The following is a 20286-nucleotide window of genomic DNA, read 5'->3' on the forward strand; positions in this document are numbered from 1 at the left end:
ACTCCTTTACAAACTCACATTGAGTCTTGGCCTATTTGGATCAGGAAGCTGGTTAGCTGTGTTTCCTATCTTTTTCATAGCTTCACGCCACACTTCCAAAAGCTCTGATACAAGTGAGCGCACCTCTTCCAGTAATTTTTTATCTTTTTTCACATTGGCATCAACAAGCACTCTGAACATATAATTGTAAAGCGCACGTAAGTTCTGGGCTATCTCTCCACCTTTTTGCATATCAAGAGAAAGATTTAATTCTGTAATTATATCCTGACACTTTGTAATAGCTTCATTTGCTTCAACAAAATTCCTCTCATCGATAGATTTACCAGCCTGCTCTAATAACTCTATAGCTCTAACGTAAAGAAGTTCTATAAGTTTTGCAGGGCTTGCAGTTCTTACCATTTGTTCTGTATAATCCATCTTTTCACCTTCCCTTCAAACACACTTCTCAATTATTCATTTCAATAGAATTTAAAACGTTTTTAAAATATCCTCTGTAATATTTCAAAACTATTGGAATCTTATTCTGAAGTAAATCGGAAAGTTCTATCAAATCCTTAGTCTCAAGAGCTTTAACAAATTCACTTAGTATATTCATAACTTCCACTTCTTCTATATTATTCTCAAAATCTGCGGGAGTCAGTCCCGTTAATTTTATAGCATTTGTTCTCAGATTTTCCATAGCAGAGATTCCTTCGGCGAGGTTATTTATGTTATCAAATCCTTCTCTATTTCCGAGCATGACTTCTTTTGAAACTTCATCCAGCAAAGAAAGAATATTATCTATATAATCAACGACGTCGGAAAGTGTGGAAACAAAAAACTCCTGCAGAGAAGCGAAATTCATTTCAATTTCTATATTTTCATCTATAACCGCTCCTCGCAATTCATCTACACGACTAATTGGTATCATTTTGCCATTTATTGAAAGCTCTTTTAATACTTTTCCAGACTGTTCTTTTGATACAGCATCCAATAATTCCCCAAAATTTTTATATGCGCTCGCATCAAATTCCTGCAAATTTCCATTGACAATAAGTTTAACCATCATTTTTCACTCCTCAACATGTGATAAGCCTTCATTACTCCTATTATAGTCTTTGCGTCTGTAATTTCACCAGTTATACATTTCTGCACAGCTTCTTCAAAATCCTTAATTTCAATCTCTATAATTTCATCCTCATCTGTTTTCATATTTCCTTTTGTAAGTCCCGTAGCCAGATAAAGATGAATAATCTCATTTGAGAAACCCGGGGTGGTATAAATGTATCCCATATAGGTATAATTAGATGCGGTAAATCCTGTCTCTTCTTTCAATTCTCTTTTTGCACAATCTAAGGGGTTTTCTTCAGGAGAGTCAAATTTGCCGGCAGGAATCTCTAACAATACCTGTTTTATGGGGTAACGATATTGCTTCACAAATACTATTCTGTTATCCTCTGTAACAGGTACAACCGCCACTGCTCCTGGATGAAGAACATACTCTCGAACACTTTTCACGCCATTTTCAAGCAAAACCTCATCTCTTTTCACATGTAAAAGCACACCTTTAAATATCTCCTCACTATTTATCGACTTTTCTACCATTTTCTTGACCTCCTATACACCGCACACGAAAATAACAATCCTTCACAGGACATTCTTTACAGCGAGGATTTTTTCTGCAAAATTTTTTTGAATGCTCAACAATAAGACCGTGAAGTTCCTGGTAAAGTTTGACATCCGCCGGGTATTTTGAAAGAAACATATTTTGAAGTTCATCATATTTTTTATAATTCTTATCATACATTCTATTTACAAGACGTCTGGTATAACTATCAATCACAAAAATAGGTTTTTCAAGCGCATAAAGAATTATAGAATCGGCTGTTTCTTTTCCTATACCATTTATATTTAACAATTCTTCTCTAATAACATAAACATTCCGTTTTTTCTTTAATATTTCAATATTAAAATCATATCGAGATAAATATGAAAGCAGGTTCTTCAAACGCATCGCTTTTAAATTATAAAAACCTGCTGGTTTAATAAGTTCTGCTATTTTTTCTTCGTTTAAACTATTTAGTTTTTTCAGCAAACTTCCATCGGCAGTTATCATCTGATAAATATTTTCTAATGCCTTTTCAACATTCTTCCAATTTGTATTTTGAGTTAGAATCGCTGTAACAAATATCTCCTCAGAACTTCCTGGCCACCATTTCCCCAGTTCTCCATATATATCCTTAAGAATATAGTATAAATTTTCAAGGCCTTCCACATCCTATTCCTCCGCTATAAACTCTATCTCAATATCTGAATCTTTTGGAAGACCAGAAACCTGTACCACAGCTCTTGCAGGTTTGTGAGACTCAAAAAATTTTCCGTAAATTTCATTGAATTCAGAAAATTTAGAAATATCTTTCATATATACATTAACTTTTACAACTTTTTCAAGAGAACTTCCCACCTCTTCAAGAATGTTTTTTACGTTTTTAAGTATCACTGAAGTAGCCTTTTTTATATCCCCTTTGATTAATTCTCCTGTTTCAATATCGACTGGAAGTTGTCCGGATATAAATATAAACCCATTGCTTTTCACTGCTATAGAATACGGTCCAATAGCCTTTGGTGCACTCTTTGGTGAAAGCATCTGCATATAATATTCCCTCCCATTTTAGATTATTCGCATTCATTCATATTATAGCATTACCTACAAAATCATATATATCTTTTGTTATAATATTTTAAAACTCACAAATCCTTATGTGGAGGTTTACATGAATATAGAAAATATAAAAATCGAAAAAATCATAAGAACAAACAGAAAAAGTGTAGCTTTGCAAATCACCGAAAGAGCTACTCTAATTGTTAGAGCCCCTCGCAAAATGAAAAACTGTGAAATTTTTCATATAATTTCCAGACATAAAAAATGGATAGAAAAGAAAATAGAAGAAGTTAAAACAGCTATACCTGCTCCTAAACAATTTGTGGAAGGAGAAAAATTTTTATACCTTGGAAAATTTTATCCATTAAAAATCGTAACCGGCCAAAACGTTCCTTTAAAATTTGACAATGCCTTTCTTCTCTCACAAAACGTTTTAACAGATGCGAAAAACATTTTCAGTGCATGGTATAAATACCAGGCAAAAAAATTAATTCCAGAAAGGGTGGAATACTATTCTCAAAAACACAATTTCAAGTACAACAAAATAAACATCACAAATGCAAAGAAACGGTGGGGCTCTTGCTCTTCAAAAGGAAATCTAAACTTCTCATGGTATCTTATTATGGCTCCAATAGCTGTAATAGACTATGTAATTATTCATGAACTTGTCCATCTCATAGAAAAAAATCACTCAAAAAATTTCTGGAAAAAAGTTGAACAGCTAATGCCTGACTATAAAAAATATCATTTATGGTTAAAAGAGCATAAATACATGCTAACTTTGTAAAACAAAGTACAGCTTATTTGTCTTTCTTCACCTGATATTTCAAAAGCAATGCCCCTCTTTCATTTAAAACAGCTATGGATTCCAATTTTAGCTTCCTGGTAATAGGTAAATCCAGTTTTAAAGAATTTTCTAAAATCAGCGGTTCTATAGTAATGTATATCGTATCCACATATGGAAAGAACTCTTTTACTACCTTCGCTCCTCCTATAATTGCTGCTGTTCTTATTTCCCTTTCTTCCAATTGTTGAATAATATCCTCCGGTGAGCCTTTCAAAAAAATCACATTATCATAATCTTCGTAATTTTTAGTTGTCAAAACCACATTTAATCTTCCAGGAAGAGGCCTTCCTATGCTTTCAAAAGTCTTTCTTCCCATTATAATAGTACCAGCTTCCATTGTTATCTCCTTAAAATGTTCTTTATCTTCTTTAGAACTCCAATCTATTGGATCGTTCTCTACTCTGGCTATCCCACCAAATATATCCATAACCAATACAACGAAAAGTTTCATCCCATCCCACCTGCCTTATAGCATCAGTATAATTCATTATACCATTTACACCCTACATATATAAATCAGGTGATAAATATTTTTGATACTAATTCTCGCAAGATCCTTCGCACTCCGTGCTCAGGACAGGCCTTATCAACACTCACCAACCTCGCTGTTTTATGTCATTCCGAACGCATGTGAGGAATCTTATTTTTTGTTTCTCGCTACCAACTCTCGCCGATTATAAGATTCCTCGTCGCATGCGCTCCTCGGAATGACATGAAAGGGGGATTCGTCGTTTTTATACTTCTTGGAATGATGTTCTCCTTTTTTGTCATCCTGAGGAACGAAGTGACGAAGGATCTTATTCCTTTACTAATCTCACCAACCTCGCTAACTTTCGCTAACCCTCGCTAAATTAAGATTCCTCACCCTTCGGGTTCGGAATGACATGGGCGGTGGATTCCTCCTCGCTCCTGCTCCTCGGAATGACATGAGTGGGGGAGCCAATCTCGCAAGATCCTTCGTCGTTTCACTCCTCAGGACAGGCCTTGCTAACTCTCGCCAATAAAATGTTATAATAAAAATGTAAGTTATTAAGACCGCATATTGTAATTGTGCTTCCTAAAAAGTGAAGCGTTATGTTTTTTTCGGAGGTAGAAAAAATGAGCGTTGTAAAAAACACAAATCTTACAACGATACTCAATATTCTTAGAGAACATAAACAAGAACTTATACAGAAATTTGCTGTTAAAAAGATAGGTGTTTACGGTTCTTTTGTCAGAGGTGAAGAAAAATTGGAAAGTGATGTTGACATTTATATTGAATTCGATATTAATAAAATAACTTTCGATAAGTATTATGAACTATCCGAATATCTTGAATCTATCATTGGTAGAAAAGTTGACATAATAACAAAAGATGGTGTTGAAACCATAAGAATTCCTTATATAAAAGAAGAAATAAAGAGGAGTATTATATATGTCTAAAAGAGGCGACAGAGAATTCTTACTCGATATACTTGAAGCGTGTAGGAGAATTGAAAGATATGTTAACAATTTGAACTACGACTATTTTCAAAAAAACTATGAAAAACAGGATGCTGTTATAAGAAATATAGAAATAATCGGAGAAGCTGCAAAAAATGTTTCAACTAAATTAAAAAACAAATACACAGAAATAGACTGGAAAAAAATTGCCGGAATGCGAGATAAACTAATCCACTTTTACTTTGGTATAAAGCTGGAAATAGTCTGGGTTGTAGTTCAAAATGAGATTCCTTTACTAAAAAGAAAAATTTTTAAAATTTTAAAAGAGTTAGAAGAAATAGGAAAATAAGATTCCTCCTCGCATGCGCCCCTCGGAATGACATGTTTTGAAAATGCCAACCTCGCTAACACTCGTTAAATCAAGATTCCTCACCCTTCGGGTTCGGAATGACATAGGAAAGGAGCACACTCGCCAATCTCGCCAATTTTACATAAACTAAAAATACTTGAGTATAATATGGTAAAATAATTACTACAGGTTGTATAGAATTAACAGGAGGTGATCCTATGGAACTAAAAGTTCTTACGTTCATGCTTGAATCTGAAGAATTTGCAGTAGATATAATGAAAGTTGATCGTGTAAAAGAATATGAAAAAACAACAAAACTTCCTAACGCAGCAGACTTTGTAGAAGGAATAATAAATCTCATGGGAGAAGTCGTCCCTGTTATAAATCTCAGAAAAAAGTTTTCCCTGCCTGATTTTGAAGACAAGGAAAAAACAAAGATAATAGTTATTCGTTTTTCAGACGAAAAGAAATTGGGCTTTCTTGTAGATGACGTAAAAGAAGTCATAACCTTGACAGAAGAGCAAATTGAACAGGCTCCCGAATATGGAAATACATCTTCTGAATATCTTTTAGGAATCGCCAAACTTGAAAATAGGATGGTACTTGTTCTTGATGTTGAAAAGATTTTATTGAAGAGCGAAAAAATTGCTCTGGAACAACTTGTCAATGTAAATAAGTAAGAATTGATGGGGGATTTACCCTTAGAAAAAGTTTAGTTGGGTATTTGTTTTTTAACTGTTCTATATTATTGATAACTTTTTGAGGATTGGAAGTTTTAACTATAAAATGATATAAATAATTATTTCTTATCTTTGGTATAAGATATTCCGTTGGTCCAATAATGGGATCGTTGTACGATTTTTTTAATTCTTCAACTATCTTTTTTGCCGTTTCATAACCAAGAGCCTGATTTTGCGAAGAAGTTATTATATGGACTATGTTTGAAAATGGAGGGTAGTTTAGTGCTCTCCTTTTTTTTATTTCAATTTCATAAAAAGACTCCACATCCTGGTTAATCGCATATTTCAGTATATCACTTTCTGGATAATAGGTTTGAATCACAGCCTTTCCAGGGGCTTTTCTTCCTGAACGTCCTGTAACCTGAACCAGGAGTTGAAACGCTCTGAGCTCTGAATTATAATCCGGTATTGTGGCAATTGCATCTATGTCTGCAACAACAGTTAAAGATACTTTGGGAATGTCCAATCCTTTAGTTATCATTTTCGTACCAACAAGAATATCAATTTCTCCCAAGATCAGTTTCTTTAGTAATTTTTCAAAAAGTTTTGGTTTGAATATGAGATCAGTATCAGCTCTTGCTATCTGTCTACCTGGAAAATGTTTGACTAACTCTTTCTCCATTCTTTCCGTACCGGTACCTTTTTCAAGTAGCATAATAGAACCACACGAAGGGCACGCTGAGATTGTAGATTGTTCATAACCACAAATGTGACATTTTAAGATGCCTTTTGATTTATAGTAGGTCAATGAAGTTTCACAATTAGGGCATTTTACAAAATATCCACAATTCTGACACACTATTCGTGAAAAACCTTTTCTTCTGACGAATACCATTACTTCTTCGTTCTTTTTTACAACTTCTGCGATCTCATCTAATACTTTTTTCGAAAGATATGGCGAAACTTTGTCTTCGATTTTCATATTGATTATTTCTACTGTTGGAAGAGTAGTACCAAACCTCTCTGTTAATCTATGAAAATAGTATATCCCCTTTTTCGCTTTATAATAATGTTCTATGCGAGGTGTTGCACTTCCAAAAATTACGGGAACTGGAAACTCTTCAAGAATCTTAATAGTATCATAAGTAATATTTGAGTCCTGGTAATAACTTTCATCGTGAAATTCATCCACTATTACCAGAGAAATATCTTTCAAAGGAACAAAAACAGCACTCCTTGTACCAAGTAAAATATCCAGATCTCCCTTTACTGCTTTTATCCAGGTTTCTACTCTTTTAGCTTTAGTAAGATAGCTGTGGTAAACTCCAAGTTTGGCATCAGGAATTTTGGTCTTTATTCTAATGGAAGTCTGTTCTATCAAAGATGTTTCAGGGACTAAATAAAGAACTTTACCCATTTTCAAATAATGTTTCATAACCTCTATATAAACTTCTGTTTTCCCGCTTCCAGTTACTCCCATTAATAAATGCATCCCCGGATTATTTATTATTTCATTTACTACTTCTTTTTGTAAGTTTGTGAGCTGTATTTTCTCAAACTGCTCTATTCTTTCTTCGAAAATTTCAACAATTCCTTTTCTTTTCAATTGATAAACTACGTCTAAATTAATATTCAGTTCAGCCTTCAATTCTTCATAGGATACTACTTTGGTAGAAAGAAGATAATTAACAACCATGAGTTGTTTTTTTGTTAAACGTTTATATGCCAGTTCTTCCAGATTGGAAATAAGTTTTACAAAAAGTTCCTTTTTAGGACGTGGAGTACGAACCGTAAAATCTTTTACTATTTCAACTATTCCCTGTTTTATAAATTCATTAAGCTTATTTTTTCCATATTTGCTAATAAAGCTCTCTACCGACAGGTTATCAAAGCCAAGAAAAGGACTCCGGGACTTTACATAAGTTACGAAATAATCATCTAAACCTTTGGGAAAACATAGATCAAAAAGTTTTCCAACAGGCGCACCAAAGAAATTTGAAACCCCTAAAAGAATCTTCACACGCCATTTTTCCAGAAAACTCTTTCCATCTATTCTTTCAATGATAGATTTAACTGCGCCTTTTTCATTGCTCTCCTGAACAATATACCCAACTCTTCTATTTCCGTTAAAATCTATCAGAACACGCTCACCTATTTCCAGTTTTATCTGCGATGAATACAAAAACGTTTTATTTAAATTCAAATTTGAAACAGCTACCTTATAAACCAAAAACGCCACCTCACATTTTCTTGATTTTTTTGCTTTTATTTATCTCTAAATAATCACCTTAAATTTTAACATTCTTTTGTTAAAAAAATAAGTTGGCGAGAGTTGGAGAAGTTGGCGAGGGTTAGCGAGTGTTAGCGAGATTAGCGAGGCTGGTAAAATAAGATCCCCCTCACATGTGTTCGGGATGATCTTTTCTTCCTTTGTCATTCCGAACCCGAAGGGTGAGGAATCTTGTAATTAGCAAGAGTTAGCGAGGTTGGTAAAAACAAGATCCTTGATAAAAATTTATACTCTTAGTAATATTTTAGATACAAACGACACTGAACTGTAAATAATTTTAGCAGTCTAAATATATGAGTGATAAATAAAAAAATAATATCCGGAGGTGAAAAAATGAGGTTTTTAGATGAAAGGATGAACGACATTCTTCAGCAAGCAGCTGAACAATTAACTCACAAAAGGCAGAATTTGCTCAAACCTGAACACGTGTTATACGAAGTAATGCAGGAAGAAGATGTATCAAAAATTTTTCAACAACTAAATGTAAATACTGAAGAAATTCTCAATAGTCTGGAGGAGTTAATCGAATCGCAATATGGCGTTTACTATGGTTCTGGATCCCAGGTTTATATTTCAAATGAATTGTCTCGTGTTCTGGATTTAGCCCGAAAAGAGGCTAAATTATTAGGAAACAACAAAGTTTCCCCTATTCATTTTGTATTGGCCCTCTTAAAAGATGGAACATTACAAGCTGCAAGTGTTCTTGGAAAGGCTGGAATAACATATGAAAATCTTTTAAAAGCAGTAAAAGAACTTGTCGAAAGTGGGGAATTAAACAGCGAAGAAAACATTCTCAATAAATATACCGTAGATCTAACAAAATTAGCGAAAGAAGGAAAATTATCCCCTGTCATAGGCAGAAACGAAGAGTTACAAAGGGTAATTGAAATATTAGTAAGAAAAACAAAAAACAACCCCGTCTTAGTTGGCGATCCAGGTGTCGGAAAAACTGCTATAGTTGAAGGGCTGGCTCAAAAAATAATATCGGGAAATGTTCCAGATGCATTGAAAAACAAAAAAGTACTTATGCTTGATCTTGGAAAAATGTTAGCAGGAAGTAAATACAGAGGAGAATTCGAAGAAAGATTAAAAAAAGTCATAGATGAAATAAGGAAAATGAAAGACAATGTAATTCTTTTCATAGACGAACTACACACAATTGTAGGCGCAGGAGCTGCAGAAGGAGCGATGGACGCTTCTAATATGTTAAAACCAGCTTTAGCACGTGGAGAATTGCATTGTATAGGAGCCACCACATTAGATGAGTATAGAAAACATATAGAAAAAGACAAAGCTCTTGCAAGAAGATTTCAGCCTGTTATGGTAAAAGAGCCAAGTGTTGAAGAAACTATAGAAATTTTAAAAGGTTTAAAAGAAACCTACGAAAGTCATCACAATATTAAAATATCTGATGAAGCGCTTGAAGCTGCTGCAAAACTTTCTTCTAAATACATTCAGGATAGATTTTTGCCAGACAAAGCAATTGACCTTATCGATGAAGCCGCCGCTAAAATCCGACTTAAAAACACTGATCCCAGGCTTTCTGAACTAAAAGAAAAAATAAATGCTCTCGGCGAAAAAATAGATGAACTCACAATAAACTCTCAATATAAGGAAGCAGCTGAAATGAAACAGCAAATGTTTACTCTTCAAAAACAGTACGAGGAATTAGAAAAAAAATACGGTAGTGATACAGTAACAGCGGACACCGTGGCAAAGGTTGTAGAATCCTGGACTGGAATTCCTGCAACTAAGATGATGGAGTCAGAAAAAGAAAAATTGCTAAATTTTGAACAACTTGTTCATCGTAGAATGGTTGATCAGGAAGAAGCAGTAAAAGTAGTCGCAGATGCTATAAGAAAAGCTCGTGCAGGTATTAAAGATCCCAACAGACCAATTGGAACATTTTTATTCCTTGGACCAAGTGGTGTAGGAAAAACAGAACTCGCAAAAACTATAGCAGAACTTTTATTTGGTTCAGAAAATTCTTTAATACGCATAGATATGAGTGAATATATGGAAAAGCACTCAGTTGCAAGACTAATAGGCGCTCCTCCAGGATATGTTGGATACGACGAAGGAGGGCAGTTAACAGAACAGGTAAGAAGAAAACCATACAGTGTAATACTACTTGATGAAGTGGAAAAAGCACATCCCGAAATATTCAACGTATTACTCCAGGTCTTTGACGATGGAAGATTAACAGATGGAAAAGGAAATACCGTTGATTTCAGAAACACTATTATCATTATGACAAGTAACCTTGCAAGTGATAAGATATTAAGAAAACTTGAAGCAGGATTATCGTTCGAAAAAATCGAAGAATCCGTAAGAGAAGAATTAAAACATTACTTTAGACCGGAATTTATAAATAGAATAGATCATGTGGTAATATTCAAACCGCTCACAAATGAACATATGAAACAAATCGTCGAAAAACTTGTCAAACAACTCGAAAAACGTCTCGAAGATAAAAATATAAAAATCCAGCTTAGCAATAAAGCAAAAGAACTGTTAGCAAAAAAAGGATACGATCCAGCATTTGGCGCAAGACCATTAAGAAGATTGATAGAAAGAGAACTGGAAACTCCTTTATCCAAAATGATAATAGCTGGAGAGTTAAAAGAAAACGAAGTAATACAGGTGGACGAAAACGAAGGAAAAATAACAATCGCAAAACTTAAAGCACTACCGGTAAATTAATCAAAAAAAGATTTTTCCTCAAAGCGGGCTTGTTGAAAAATAGCCCGCTTTTTGTTTTTTATTCCCTTTCCACCAACCCTCGCCAATCTCGCTAATCTCGCTAACTCTCGCTAAATATAAGATTCCTCGTCGCATACGCTCCTCGGAATGACATGGAAGGTTGAGTCCTCACCCTTCGGGTTCGGAATGACAAAGGAAGAAAAGGTCATCCCGAGGAATATTCCTCTCCTGTCATCCCGAGCGTATGCGAGGGATCTTATTCCTTATTGTCATTTCGAACGAACGTGAGGAGAATGTCATCCCGAGGAACGAAGTGACGAGGGATCTTATTTTACCAACCTCGCTAACTCTCGCTAATCCCGCCAATCTCGCTAAATACAAGATTCCTCGTCGCATACGCTCCTCGGAATGACATTGAGGGGTGAGTCCTCACCCTTCGGGTTCGGAATGACATGGACGGGCGATTCCTCGCCTTTTTGCCCCTCGGAATGACATGAGTGGGGAAGCTAACACTCGCCAATATAAATATATGATATAATACACCTGAAAAACAAATTTTACATTTGAGGGCGGTGCATAACACAGAATGAAAGTCAAAGAAAATAATTTTTTTGATTTTTTTATATTTCTCCCCACTATATTAATAATGGCCCTGGGACTTTTAAATTTGTGGAGCATCGCAAGAGCTTCTGAACATTTTTCAATTTTTATAAAACAACTAATCTGGAACGTGCTCGCGATTCTTGGAATGTTTGTTGTTTATTTTTTAAAAGAAAATTTTATAAAAAAGATAATAATCCCTCTTTATATATTATCTATTTTTTCTTTAACAGCTGTTTTGTTGTGGGGAAGTTATATTGGAGGAGCAAAAAGATGGTTTAAATTTTATCTTATTTCTTTTCAACCGTCTGAATTGTCAAAATTGGCATTAATTTTAATACTGGCTTATCTATTAACAAATGCTAAAACAAAAGAATTCTTTATTTCTTTAGTACTCACTTTAATACCAATAGCATTAATTATTAAGGAGCCAGATCTTGGAATGTCAATCTTACATTTATTTGTCTGGTTCATAATGGTTCTATTTTCCAAAATCAAAATCATTTATCCCCTTTCTATAGTAGGAATTGGTGCGGGTTCAGCTCCTATTATATATTCTTTTTTCCTTGAAGATTATCAAAAAGCACGAATTCTATCGTTCATAAATCCAGAACATTATGCACAGGGAGCGGCATACAATGTGATAATGGCACAAAATGCTGTGGGCTCTGGCGGTATTTTTGGCCGTGGATTTCTTGTTTCACCATCTGTCAACGGCATGTTTGTGCCAAAAATAGAAACAGACTTTGTTTTCTCTGCTTTTGCTGAACAATTTGGCTTTCTTGGAACTATTTTGATAATAATAGCTTTTGGAATAATAATATTTCGGGTGTTGTTATATCAGACATATTATAAAAATGCTTTCTGGAAATTTGTATCTGTAGGAATATCTGCTACATTTATGTTTCACATATTTGAAAATATAGGAATGAACATTGGAATCACCCCTGTAACTGGAATTCCGTTGCCTTTTTTTAGTTACGGGGGATCATCTACTTTTATATTTGGAGTTATGATAGGATTTTTGCTAAAAGCCCAGGCCCTCTCCGACAAATTAAAAAGGAGGCGAACGTAAATTGGTGACAAAGCGGCGAAAAAACCTGGATTTGCTTCCAATTTTTATTCTTTTCTCTCTGATAACAATTTTCATTGTCACGGTAGTTTTATCGATTGGCAATTTTATAAGGTACCGTGACATTTTGAATAAATACAACGCATTGAAATCCTACGTGGAAAAAACATTGAACAGCTTCGAAACTGATCTAAAAGATTTAAAAGTTAAACTTGGACCAAATTCTCTTATAGATAAATACATTCTTTCTACAAATTACTTAAGAAATCTCGGAGTAGATCTTGAATATGTTCTAAGCAACCTGGAAGATACACCTGATACCGGGTATTTTATGCTATTTGTTATAGGAGATGAGCCAAGCTGGGTAACTATCAAAAAAGGAGACACTACTTATTTCTCACGGGAAATAAAACCTGGACTGTCCAAATACAAGTTTTATTATTTTAAAGAACCCCGCATTAAAACAGATTACGACATTAAAATATCTGCTGATTCAGATATAGTTGTTGGCAAACCAGGCAAAGTTTACATGCTGGTTTTTGGGGTGGGTGTGAAATATCATCCAACAAAAGTAGTTTTTATAAACGAGTACAAAATTACAAATATAAGGAAAAAATTCAATCTCTATGTCCCCGGTAAATAGCGAAAGGAGGAAAAATATGTACCTACAAGATCTCATAAAAAAGTTAGACGAATTCTGGTCTTCAAAAGGGTGTTTTATTGACCTTCCATATGACATGGAAATGGGCGCTGGAACGTTTCACGTATCAACATTTTTTGGAACGTTGAGAAAAAGACCGTGGAAAGTGGCTTTTGTCCAACCAAGTAGACGTCCAACAGATGGAAGATACGGGGAAAATCCCAATAGAATGCAGCGTTTTCTCCAGTACCAGGTAATAATAAAGCCTCATCCAGAAGACTCTCAAAAACTTTACTTAGAATCATTGGAAGTACTTGGAATAAATCCCGGAGAACACGATATAAGATTTGTTGAAGATAACTGGGAATCCCCTACTCTGGGCGCCTGGGGAATTGGCTGGGAAGTCTGGCTGGATGGAATGGAAATTACTCAGTTCACCTACTTTCAGCAAGTTGGTGGAATATCTTTAAAAGAAATACCTTTAGAAATAACTTATGGACTCGAAAGAATAGCAATGTATCTACAGGGAGTTGATAACGTTTTTGAAGTAATGTGGAACCAGGATGTAAAATACGGCGAATTGTTCCTGGAAAATGAAAGACAGTTCTCAATTTACAATTTTGAAAAAGCTGATACAAAGAAACTTTTTCAACTATATGACATCTATAGAGAAGAATTTGAAGAATTAATAAACCATGAACTCATTTTCCCGGCATACGAACACCTTGTTAAATGCTCTCATATTTTTAATCTTTTAGATGCGCGAAATGCCATAAGCGTAACTCAAAGGCAGAGTTATATAAAAGACATACGTTCAATGGCTACAAGATGTGCTAAAAAATTTGTTAAAAAAGAGGCAGGTGAACAAAATGGCTGAATACCTCTTTGAAATAGGTGTTGAAGAATTACCTTCAACAGAATTCGAAAATATAGTATCCCAGCTTAAAGAAAAGATTCAAAAACTTCTTGAAGAGGAAGCCTTATCATATGATAAATTCGAAACTTTCGCCGCCCCAAGAAGATTTGGATTTTTCATAATCGGACTTCAGGAAAAGCAAGAGGATAAAATTATCGAAAAACGTGGACCCTCGTTAAAAGTAGCCTACGATGAAAATAACGTTCCCACAAAAGCTCTTGAAGGATTTTTAAAATCCAACGGTGTTAGTTTAGATGATATTGAAATAAAAAACAATTATGTATACATAAGAAAAAAAGTTCCTGGAAAAACAGCTATGGAAATAATTAGCAATAGACTTCCCGAAATAATTATGAAAATGAATTTCAGAAAACCCATGAAATGGGGAAATGGTAAATATTCTTTTGTAAGAATTCCTCACTGGATACTATCTCTTTACAACGGCACACCTCTTAATATTGAAATATTTGACATTAAATCATCAGATATTTCATACGGACATAGATTCGTTAAAGAAGCCCCTGTTAAAATAAATTCTGTAAATGATTACATAAATAAAATGAAAGAACTAAAAGTTATTCCTTTTATAAAAGAAAGAAAAGATTTTGTTTTATCTCAGATAGACTCTTTCGAAAATGAACACAACCTCAAAATTGAAAAAGATGAAGAACTAATAGAAGAAATTGTTTATTTAACAGAGTATCCGACTATAATCTCCGGCAATTTTTCAAAACAATATCTTGACCTTCCAGAGGAACTCATTACAGTAACTATAAAACACCATCAGAGATCGTTCACCGTGTATAGGCGTGAAAAAATCACAAATTCATTTGTTTCTTTTTCAGATTCTCCATCTGGAAACCTGAACATTGTTAAAAACGGTTATGAAAAAGTAATAAATGCAAGGCTTGAAGATGCAAAATATTATTACGAAAAAGATATGAAATTGCCTCTTGAAACTTTTGCACAAAAACTAACACAAATAGTATTTCAGAAAGATCTTGGAACTCTCATGGACAAAGTAAATCGAATTAAAACTATTTCCTCGCACATATGCGAAGAAATAAAGCTTGATTTCTCCACCAAAAAAAGAGTAATAAGAACAGCAGAGCTTTGCAAAGCCGATATTGCTTCAAACGTTGTTTACGAATTTCCAGAACTTCAGGGCGTTATGGGAAGAATTTATGCTTTAAAAGATAAAGAAGATCCATCTGTTGCCATTGGTATTGAAGAACATTACACAGATTATCCAGAAACAATAACCGGTGCTATAGTAGCTATAGCAGATAGGCTCGATACTGTAGTCGGGAGCTTCATAGTTGGTAATATTCCATCTGGTTCAAAAGATCCTTTTGGCCTCAGAAAAAAAGTGGACACTGTCTTCAGAATAATTACAAAGTTTAACTGGGATATCAATTTAGAAAATATTATTGGCGAAATCGCAAACCTTTTAGGAAAGGAGATTCCAGAATCTTTAATAGAATTTCTAATTACCCGCTATGAACTCTACCACGCTTCAACAAGATATGATATAGCAAGAGCTGTACGAAAATTCTGGAAAAAACCACTTCACGGTAAATTAATCGCTGAAGCGTTGAATGAGATCTCTTCTCGAGAAGATTTCCAGCATCTTCTCGTCGGATTTGAAAGAGTGCACAACATATCTCAAAAGTACGATTCTTATGATTTTGACGGGGATAAATTTCTTGAAAAAGCCGAAAAAGAGTTATTTAACAAATACATTGAAGTAAAACCAAAAGTTTTAGGCGCCATTGAAGAACTCAATTATAGAGAAGCTCTACAAAGGCTTATTGAATTAAGACCATTCATAGATAATTATTTTGACAATGTATTTGTGATGACAAAACAGGACGATTTGAGAATGAATAGATTGGGATTTCTGAAAAACCTGGATAAACTTTTTATGTCAGTAGGTGATTTAACAAAAATTGAAAAAAAATTACAATAGCGTGGTATAATATATAATGTCGACAAATGTATAGCTAACGTTTAAAGGGGGAGGGTGATAAAATGAGAGATATGACAAAACAATTTTTAGAAGCCGCTTTTGCAGGTGAATCAATGGCTCATATGAAATACTCCATCTTTGCAGAAGAAGCTGAAAAAAAAGGACTAAAAAAATTAGCAAATTTATTTAAAGCTATCGCATATGCCGAATTTGTCCACGCAAGAAATCATTTCAAAGCGCTTGCAAAATTATCCGAGGAAATGGCCGAGAATGTGCAACAATGTATTGACGGGGAAACATTTGAAGTCGAAGAAATGTACCCTGTTTATAAAAATGCAGCAGAATTCCAGGATGAAAAAGACGCTGTAAGAACAACCCATTTTGCTATGGAAGCCGAGAAAATTCACGCTGAAATGTACAAAAAAGCCAAAGAACTTGTTGAAAAAGGTGAAGATTATTCTGCGGAAAAAATCTATATTTGTTCTATATGCGGTTACACTGCTGAAGATGAAATACCAGAAACATGCCCCGTATGTAATGCTCCAAAGGAAAAGTTCGTGGAATTTTAAGGGGATGACAAAATGCTGGGAAATTTTATCAAATCAGGTGATTTTAAGGGTGAAAAACATGTTCCCGTCATAGTCGCTCCTGAAAAGGTTAAAGCCAATGAATGGTTTGAAGTAGAAGTTTCTGTGGGAAAAGAAATACCTCATCCAAATACTATAGAACATCATATTGCCTGGATAGACCTTTACGCAATACCTGAAGGCGCAAATTTCATACAGCACATTGGAAGATTTGAGTTCGTTCCTGAACTTTCTGAACCGTTTGTAAAAACAAAAATTAAACTTGAAAAAAGCTGCAGATTAATAGCATTATCTTACTGCAACATTCATGGACTCTGGGAAAATGACTTAGAAATTTCCGTAGAATAATTTGCCAGATGATCGGCGCCACCTGGCGCCTTATTTTTTTGGAGGTGATATTTTGATTCGCAAGTTTATTGTTTTGATAGTTATTGCTATCATTGTTGTTATATTTCTAAGTACAGGTGTATATCAGGTTGGCCCATCTGAAGTTGCACTTATAAAAACTTTTGGAAAGTACTCATACACAACAGGACCAGGTATCCACTTTCATTTGCCATACCCCATACAATCCCGGGTAATAGTTGATATCCAGAGTGTAAGAAAAGAAGAAATTGGTTTCAGAACAGTTACTACTTACGGAAAAGTAACTTATAGGTCCGTACCTTCTGAAGCTCTTATGCTTACTGGAGACGGTAATATAATTAGTGTAGAAGCTGCTGTACAATATAAAGTCAAAGACCCTGTAAAGTTTGCATTTAATATCATCAGCGGAAAAGACATTGTAAGATTCACCGCTGAATCGGTACTTCGCGAAAGAGTTGCCGTGAGAAAAATCGATGATGTTTTAACAATAGAAAGAGACAAAATCGCCCAGGAAACTGCGCAGGTTCTCCAGGAAATACTGGATTCTTATGATGCAGGTATATCAATAACGAATGTGTATTTGCAGGAAGTTGCTCCTCCTGATGATGTGGTGGCCGCTTTTGATGATGTAAATAACGCCAAGCAGGACAAAGAAAGGTTCGTAAACGAAGCTTTAAAATACGCAAACGATATAGTTCCAAAGGCGGAAGGACAGGCTGAACAAATATTAAGAGAAGCAGAAGCTTATGCCAAACAAAAAGTCCTGGAAGCAGAAGGAGAAACCCGGAGATTTTTAAGTGTTTTAAAAGAATACAGATTAGCTCCTGAAATAACAAAAACAAGGTTGAAAATCGAAAAAATTCAAGAAGTATTGTCAGACATAAAAAAAGTATTTATACTGGATAAATCTGGAACATTAAAACTAATAGACTTAAACCAATTTATTGGTGGTGGTTCACAATGAGTGGTAAATTAATAACAACAATTGTAATAATTGTAATAGCGTTGATCATTTTATCTCTCTCTATTTTTATCATTGACCAGACGGAGCAGGCGGTAGTTTTAAGATTTGGAGAAATCATAAATACTTATTCAGAGGCTGGCATTCATTTCAAAACTCCTTTTATTGACAATGTAAAAAAATTTGAAAAGCGAATACTGCTATACGATATAGAACCTGAAAAAATAATTACAGAAGACAAAAAGACTCTCATTATAGACACATACGCGCTCTGGAAAATAGCAAATCCTCAGAAATTTATTGAAACTATGAGAACCAAAGCGCTCGCTGAATCCAGAATAGACGATATAGTCTACTCACACATAAGAAATGTTTTTGCAAAGCATACCTTTGACGAAATTATCTCTGACAGGCGTGAAGAATTTTTACGTGAAGTTACAAAACTCTCGCGCGAAGATTTAAAAGATTTTGGAATAGAAGTCGTTGACGTTAGAGTAAAACACGCTGATCTTCCAAATGAAAACATCAGAGCAGTGTACGAAAGAATGAAAGCGGAAAGGTACAGTATAGCAGCTCAAATTCGCGCTGAAGGTCAAAAAGAAGCTCAAAAAATCAGAGCAGAGGCTGATAAAAAAGCAACAGTGATTCTTGCTGAAGCTCAAAGCAAAGCTGAACAGCTGAAAGGTATAGGAGAGGCAAGTTCCACAAGAATATACGCTGAAGCATATCAACAGGATCCTGAATTTTTCGAATTCTGGCGTAGTTTAAGTTCATATAACGACATTTTCAAAAACGGGACCGTTATTCTGGGAGACATGGAAATTCTGAAATATTTCAGTAAATAGTTTAAAAAGCCCCTTAGCGGGGCTTTTTATATTTATTTTGATCATTCAAATTACTCTTAATTTTCGATAGGTTTCACGGAAATACCAAGTATTATTTCACGGCTGGGAATATTTACAGGAAAAGAAAACTCTCCAATGGAAGTTTTTATTACACACGAAGAGCCATCTTTGGAAAAGGTGATTTTTCCAGTAATCGGGTCAAAGTAATTAACACCTTTGTTACTGTAATCCTTTGATACCATTCGCTTTAATATTGTTTTTTCTTTCTTTTCTTTTGTATCATAAAAAGTAATCGCCTGATACGTAACCCTCTTAACCTCAAAAGTTTTATTCAAAATCTCCTGAAACGATATTTTCTTACTATTTAAAACAGAAATTTCTGATACTCCTCTGTTATAATAATCGTATCTTATATAATTTACTATGTGAAATGTTTTTAAAAAATCGTTGTAATCTGCCTTTATATAACTATAGAAACTCATTGTCGCGTCTAATAACATATATGCTCCAAAAATTATTTCTGCAAAGATAACTATGCAAATAATAAGTTCTACAAAAGATATATTTTCCCCCCTATCCCCCCAAAATCTACTCAAAACTTAAAGTTCAAACTTTTCTTTTGGTGCTTCCCCCTTGGCAATTTTATCCAGAACACCGTTTACAAATTTACCGCTATTTTCTGTTCCAAACGTCTTTCCAAGTTCTATCATCTCATCAAGTGTAACCTCAATGGGAACATCTTTCACATAAAGCAATTCATAAGTCCCCAGTCTTAAAATATTCCTATCCACTGCAGAAAGCCTTTCCAAAGACCAATTTTCAAGATATTTACCTATTATTTTATCTATTTCACCGATCACTTTTTTCATTTCTTTAACATATTCAAAAGCCTGTATTCTAAGTTTTTTATCTCTTATATACAAAAGCTCTTCTTTTGCTATTTCTTCTAAATCATCTCCTCGAAAATCCCACTGGAACAATGTCTTAAATATGTATTCACGCATCTTACGGCGTCTTGTTGCCAATTACTGCCCCTCCTCACCTTCTGTTTCTTCGGCTTCTTTATTTAATTCTTCAAATGTCTCTGTAACATCTGTTATTGTAACATTAACAGCTACAACTTGTAACTCTGTCATCCTTTGAATGTTTTCGCTAATGTTCTTCATAATTTTTCTTCCAAACTCCACTATACTTTTCCCGTAAGGAGCGCTTGTTTTTACATAAACAATCACACCATCTTCAGGCGTTCTTTCAATTTCTACACTTTTCTTTAACCTTTTAGATTCCTTATCATCGGGAGTAATTTCCAGTACTTCAAGAAAACTTCTGAATGCTATTTCTTTTAAAACATCATCACTAATATTTATACTCCCCTGTTCAAATTCCATAATTGCCACC

General features: G+C 34.4%; 23 protein-coding genes. 13 read left to right on the top strand and 10 right to left on the bottom strand.

Annotated elements, in window-relative coordinates:
- Positions 1 to 6: 6 nt before the first annotated feature.
- The 5 genes from fliS to JYK00_RS02355 are packed head-to-tail and all read right to left on the bottom strand — an operon-like array spanning position 7 to position 2632.
- Positions 7 to 417, bottom strand: a complete 411-nt coding sequence (fliS, locus tag JYK00_RS02335; RefSeq protein WP_207567102.1) for a flagellar export chaperone FliS — start codon at positions 415 to 417, stop codon at positions 7 to 9.
- 28 nt (positions 418 to 445) lie between these two features.
- Complete coding sequence (locus tag JYK00_RS02340) at positions 446 to 1045, bottom strand: hypothetical protein (protein WP_207567103.1); 600 nt, start codon at positions 1043 to 1045, stop codon at positions 446 to 448.
- Positions 1045 to 1584: an NUDIX domain-containing protein gene (locus tag JYK00_RS02345; RefSeq protein ID WP_207567104.1), complete on the bottom strand. Its 540-nt coding sequence runs from the start codon at positions 1582 to 1584 to the stop codon at positions 1045 to 1047. The genes JYK00_RS02340 and JYK00_RS02345 overlap by 1 nt, the downstream gene beginning before the upstream one ends.
- The gene (locus JYK00_RS02350; protein WP_207567105.1) at positions 1562 to 2254 is read right to left on the bottom strand and encodes an endonuclease III domain-containing protein; all 693 of its coding nucleotides are present in this window, start codon (positions 2252 to 2254) and stop codon (positions 1562 to 1564) included. The genes JYK00_RS02345 and JYK00_RS02350 overlap by 23 nt, the downstream gene beginning before the upstream one ends.
- 3 nt (positions 2255 to 2257) lie before the next feature.
- Positions 2258 to 2632: a Rid family detoxifying hydrolase gene (locus tag JYK00_RS02355; protein ID WP_207567106.1), complete on the bottom strand. Its 375-nt coding sequence runs from the start codon at positions 2630 to 2632 to the stop codon at positions 2258 to 2260.
- A 121-nt stretch (positions 2633 to 2753) separates the two neighbouring features.
- Here JYK00_RS02355 and JYK00_RS02360 point away from each other — a divergent pair, with 121 nt between their 5' ends.
- Complete coding sequence (locus JYK00_RS02360; protein WP_228288189.1) at positions 2754 to 3428, top strand: M48 family metallopeptidase; 675 nt, start codon at positions 2754 to 2756, stop codon at positions 3426 to 3428.
- A 13-nt stretch (positions 3429 to 3441) separates the two neighbouring features.
- Here JYK00_RS02360 and JYK00_RS02365 read toward each other — a convergent pair whose 3' ends face one another.
- Positions 3442 to 3939 carry a dihydrofolate reductase family protein gene (locus tag JYK00_RS02365; RefSeq protein ID WP_207567107.1) on the bottom strand — a complete coding sequence of 166 codons (498 nt, stop codon included), beginning with the start codon at positions 3937 to 3939 and terminating at the stop codon, positions 3442 to 3444.
- A 647-nt stretch (positions 3940 to 4586) separates the two neighbouring features.
- Between JYK00_RS02365 and JYK00_RS02370 the strand changes: the two genes are divergently transcribed.
- From JYK00_RS02370 to JYK00_RS02380, 3 genes are all read left to right on the top strand, one after another.
- Entirely contained in the window at positions 4587 to 4910 is a 324-nt protein-coding gene (locus JYK00_RS02370; protein ID WP_207567108.1) for a nucleotidyltransferase family protein, read from the top strand.
- Positions 4903 to 5259, top strand: coding sequence for a HepT-like ribonuclease domain-containing protein (locus JYK00_RS02375; protein ID WP_207567109.1), 357 nt, complete (start codon positions 4903 to 4905; stop codon positions 5257 to 5259). The genes JYK00_RS02370 and JYK00_RS02375 overlap by 8 nt, the downstream gene beginning before the upstream one ends.
- A gap of 218 nt (positions 5260 to 5477) precedes the next feature.
- A complete protein-coding gene (locus tag JYK00_RS02380; RefSeq protein ID WP_207567110.1) occupies positions 5478 to 5939 on the top strand; it encodes a chemotaxis protein CheW in 462 nt (153 codons plus the stop codon).
- Here JYK00_RS02380 and priA read toward each other — a convergent pair.
- On the bottom strand, positions 5923 to 8169 hold the full coding sequence (gene priA, locus JYK00_RS02385) for a replication restart helicase PriA (RefSeq protein WP_207567111.1): 2247 nt from the start codon (positions 8167 to 8169) through the stop codon (positions 5923 to 5925). The two genes, JYK00_RS02380 and priA, sit on opposite strands and share 17 nt — an antisense overlap.
- 393 nt (positions 8170 to 8562) lie before the next feature.
- Between priA and JYK00_RS02390 the strand changes: the two genes are divergently transcribed.
- The 9 genes from JYK00_RS02390 to hflC all read left to right on the top strand — a co-directional run bounded on the left by JYK00_RS02390 (position 8563) and on the right by hflC (position 18888).
- Positions 8563 to 10932, top strand: coding sequence for an ATP-dependent Clp protease ATP-binding subunit (locus JYK00_RS02390; RefSeq protein WP_207567112.1), 2370 nt, complete (start codon positions 8563 to 8565; stop codon positions 10930 to 10932).
- 586 nt (positions 10933 to 11518) lie between these two features.
- Positions 11519 to 12607 (top strand): FtsW/RodA/SpoVE family cell cycle protein, encoded by a 1089-nt coding sequence (locus JYK00_RS02395; RefSeq protein WP_207567113.1) that lies wholly within the window; start codon positions 11519 to 11521, stop codon positions 12605 to 12607.
- A gap of 166 nt (positions 12608 to 12773) precedes the next feature.
- Positions 12774 to 13247: a hypothetical protein gene (locus JYK00_RS02400; protein ID WP_228288190.1), complete on the top strand. Its 474-nt coding sequence runs from the start codon at positions 12774 to 12776 to the stop codon at positions 13245 to 13247.
- Between the two features lie 16 nt (positions 13248 to 13263).
- Complete coding sequence (locus JYK00_RS02405; RefSeq protein WP_207567115.1) at positions 13264 to 14121, top strand: glycine--tRNA ligase subunit alpha; 858 nt, start codon at positions 13264 to 13266, stop codon at positions 14119 to 14121.
- Positions 14114 to 16129, top strand: a complete 2016-nt coding sequence (gene glyS, locus JYK00_RS02410; protein ID WP_207567116.1) for a glycine--tRNA ligase subunit beta — start codon at positions 14114 to 14116, stop codon at positions 16127 to 16129. The genes JYK00_RS02405 and glyS overlap by 8 nt, the downstream gene beginning before the upstream one ends.
- Before the next feature lie 62 nt (positions 16130 to 16191).
- Positions 16192 to 16698 carry a rubrerythrin family protein gene (locus JYK00_RS02415; protein ID WP_207567117.1) on the top strand — a complete coding sequence of 169 codons (507 nt, stop codon included), beginning with the start codon at positions 16192 to 16194 and terminating at the stop codon, positions 16696 to 16698.
- Between the two features lie 12 nt (positions 16699 to 16710).
- Complete coding sequence (locus JYK00_RS02420; protein ID WP_207567118.1) at positions 16711 to 17064, top strand: class II SORL domain-containing protein; 354 nt, start codon at positions 16711 to 16713, stop codon at positions 17062 to 17064.
- 55 nt (positions 17065 to 17119) lie between these two features.
- Positions 17120 to 18046 carry an FtsH protease activity modulator HflK gene (gene hflK / locus JYK00_RS02425; protein WP_207567601.1) on the top strand — a complete coding sequence of 309 codons (927 nt, stop codon included), beginning with the start codon at positions 17120 to 17122 and terminating at the stop codon, positions 18044 to 18046.
- Entirely contained in the window at positions 18043 to 18888 is an 846-nt protein-coding gene (gene hflC, locus JYK00_RS02430) for a protease modulator HflC (protein ID WP_207567119.1), read from the top strand. The genes hflK and hflC overlap by 4 nt, the downstream gene beginning before the upstream one ends.
- A 56-nt stretch (positions 18889 to 18944) precedes the next feature.
- On the opposite strand, the gene JYK00_RS02435 is transcribed toward hflC, so the two are convergent.
- The 3 genes from JYK00_RS02435 to JYK00_RS02445 are packed head-to-tail and all read right to left on the bottom strand — an operon-like array spanning position 18945 to position 20276.
- A complete protein-coding gene (locus JYK00_RS02435) occupies positions 18945 to 19484 on the bottom strand; it encodes a hypothetical protein (protein WP_207567120.1) in 540 nt (179 codons plus the stop codon).
- A 3-nt stretch (positions 19485 to 19487) separates the two neighbouring features.
- Entirely contained in the window at positions 19488 to 19913 is a 426-nt protein-coding gene (gene nusB / locus JYK00_RS02440; RefSeq protein WP_207567121.1) for a transcription antitermination factor NusB, read from the bottom strand.
- The gene (locus JYK00_RS02445) at positions 19914 to 20276 is read right to left on the bottom strand and encodes an Asp23/Gls24 family envelope stress response protein (protein WP_207567122.1); all 363 of its coding nucleotides are present in this window, start codon (positions 20274 to 20276) and stop codon (positions 19914 to 19916) included.
- Positions 20277 to 20286: the final 10 nt, after the last annotated feature.

Origin of the sequence: Thermosipho ferrireducens (genome assembly GCF_017358165.1) — a bacterium.
Lineage (GTDB): Bacteria > Thermotogota > Thermotogae > Thermotogales > Fervidobacteriaceae > Thermosipho_B > Thermosipho_B ferrireducens.

Excerpts from the sequence above, each read along its gene's own strand:
- JYK00_RS02415 (WP_207567117.1), top strand. The coding sequence starts at position 16,192 with ATGAGAGATATGACAAAACAATTTTTAGAAGCCGCTTTTGCAGGTGAA.
- JYK00_RS02380 (WP_207567110.1), top strand. The coding sequence starts at position 5,478 with ATGGAACTAAAAGTTCTTACGTTCATGCTTGAATCTGAAGAATTTGCA.
- JYK00_RS02420 (WP_207567118.1), top strand. The coding sequence starts at position 16,711 with ATGCTGGGAAATTTTATCAAATCAGGTGATTTTAAGGGTGAAAAACAT.
- glyS (WP_207567116.1), top strand. The coding sequence starts at position 14,114 with ATGGCTGAATACCTCTTTGAAATAGGTGTTGAAGAATTACCTTCAACA.
- JYK00_RS02445 (WP_207567122.1), bottom strand. The coding sequence starts at position 20,276 with ATGGAATTTGAACAGGGGAGTATAAATATTAGTGATGATGTTTTAAAA.
- JYK00_RS02355 (WP_207567106.1), bottom strand. The coding sequence starts at position 2,632 with ATGCAGATGCTTTCACCAAAGAGTGCACCAAAGGCTATTGGACCGTAT.
- JYK00_RS02345 (WP_207567104.1), bottom strand. The coding sequence starts at position 1,584 with ATGGTAGAAAAGTCGATAAATAGTGAGGAGATATTTAAAGGTGTGCTT.
- JYK00_RS02360 (WP_228288189.1), top strand. The coding sequence starts at position 2,754 with ATGAATATAGAAAATATAAAAATCGAAAAAATCATAAGAACAAACAGA.
- JYK00_RS02340 (WP_207567103.1), bottom strand. The coding sequence starts at position 1,045 with ATGGTTAAACTTATTGTCAATGGAAATTTGCAGGAATTTGATGCGAGC.
- hflC (WP_207567119.1), top strand. The coding sequence starts at position 18,043 with ATGAGTGGTAAATTAATAACAACAATTGTAATAATTGTAATAGCGTTG.
- JYK00_RS02375 (WP_207567109.1), top strand. The coding sequence starts at position 4,903 with ATGTCTAAAAGAGGCGACAGAGAATTCTTACTCGATATACTTGAAGCG.
- JYK00_RS02365 (WP_207567107.1), bottom strand. The coding sequence starts at position 3,939 with ATGAAACTTTTCGTTGTATTGGTTATGGATATATTTGGTGGGATAGCC.
- fliS (WP_207567102.1), bottom strand. The coding sequence starts at position 417 with ATGGATTATACAGAACAAATGGTAAGAACTGCAAGCCCTGCAAAACTT.
- JYK00_RS02395 (WP_207567113.1), top strand. The coding sequence starts at position 11,519 with ATGAAAGTCAAAGAAAATAATTTTTTTGATTTTTTTATATTTCTCCCC.
- JYK00_RS02405 (WP_207567115.1), top strand. The coding sequence starts at position 13,264 with ATGTACCTACAAGATCTCATAAAAAAGTTAGACGAATTCTGGTCTTCA.
- JYK00_RS02370 (WP_207567108.1), top strand. The coding sequence starts at position 4,587 with ATGAGCGTTGTAAAAAACACAAATCTTACAACGATACTCAATATTCTT.
- JYK00_RS02390 (WP_207567112.1), top strand. The coding sequence starts at position 8,563 with ATGAGGTTTTTAGATGAAAGGATGAACGACATTCTTCAGCAAGCAGCT.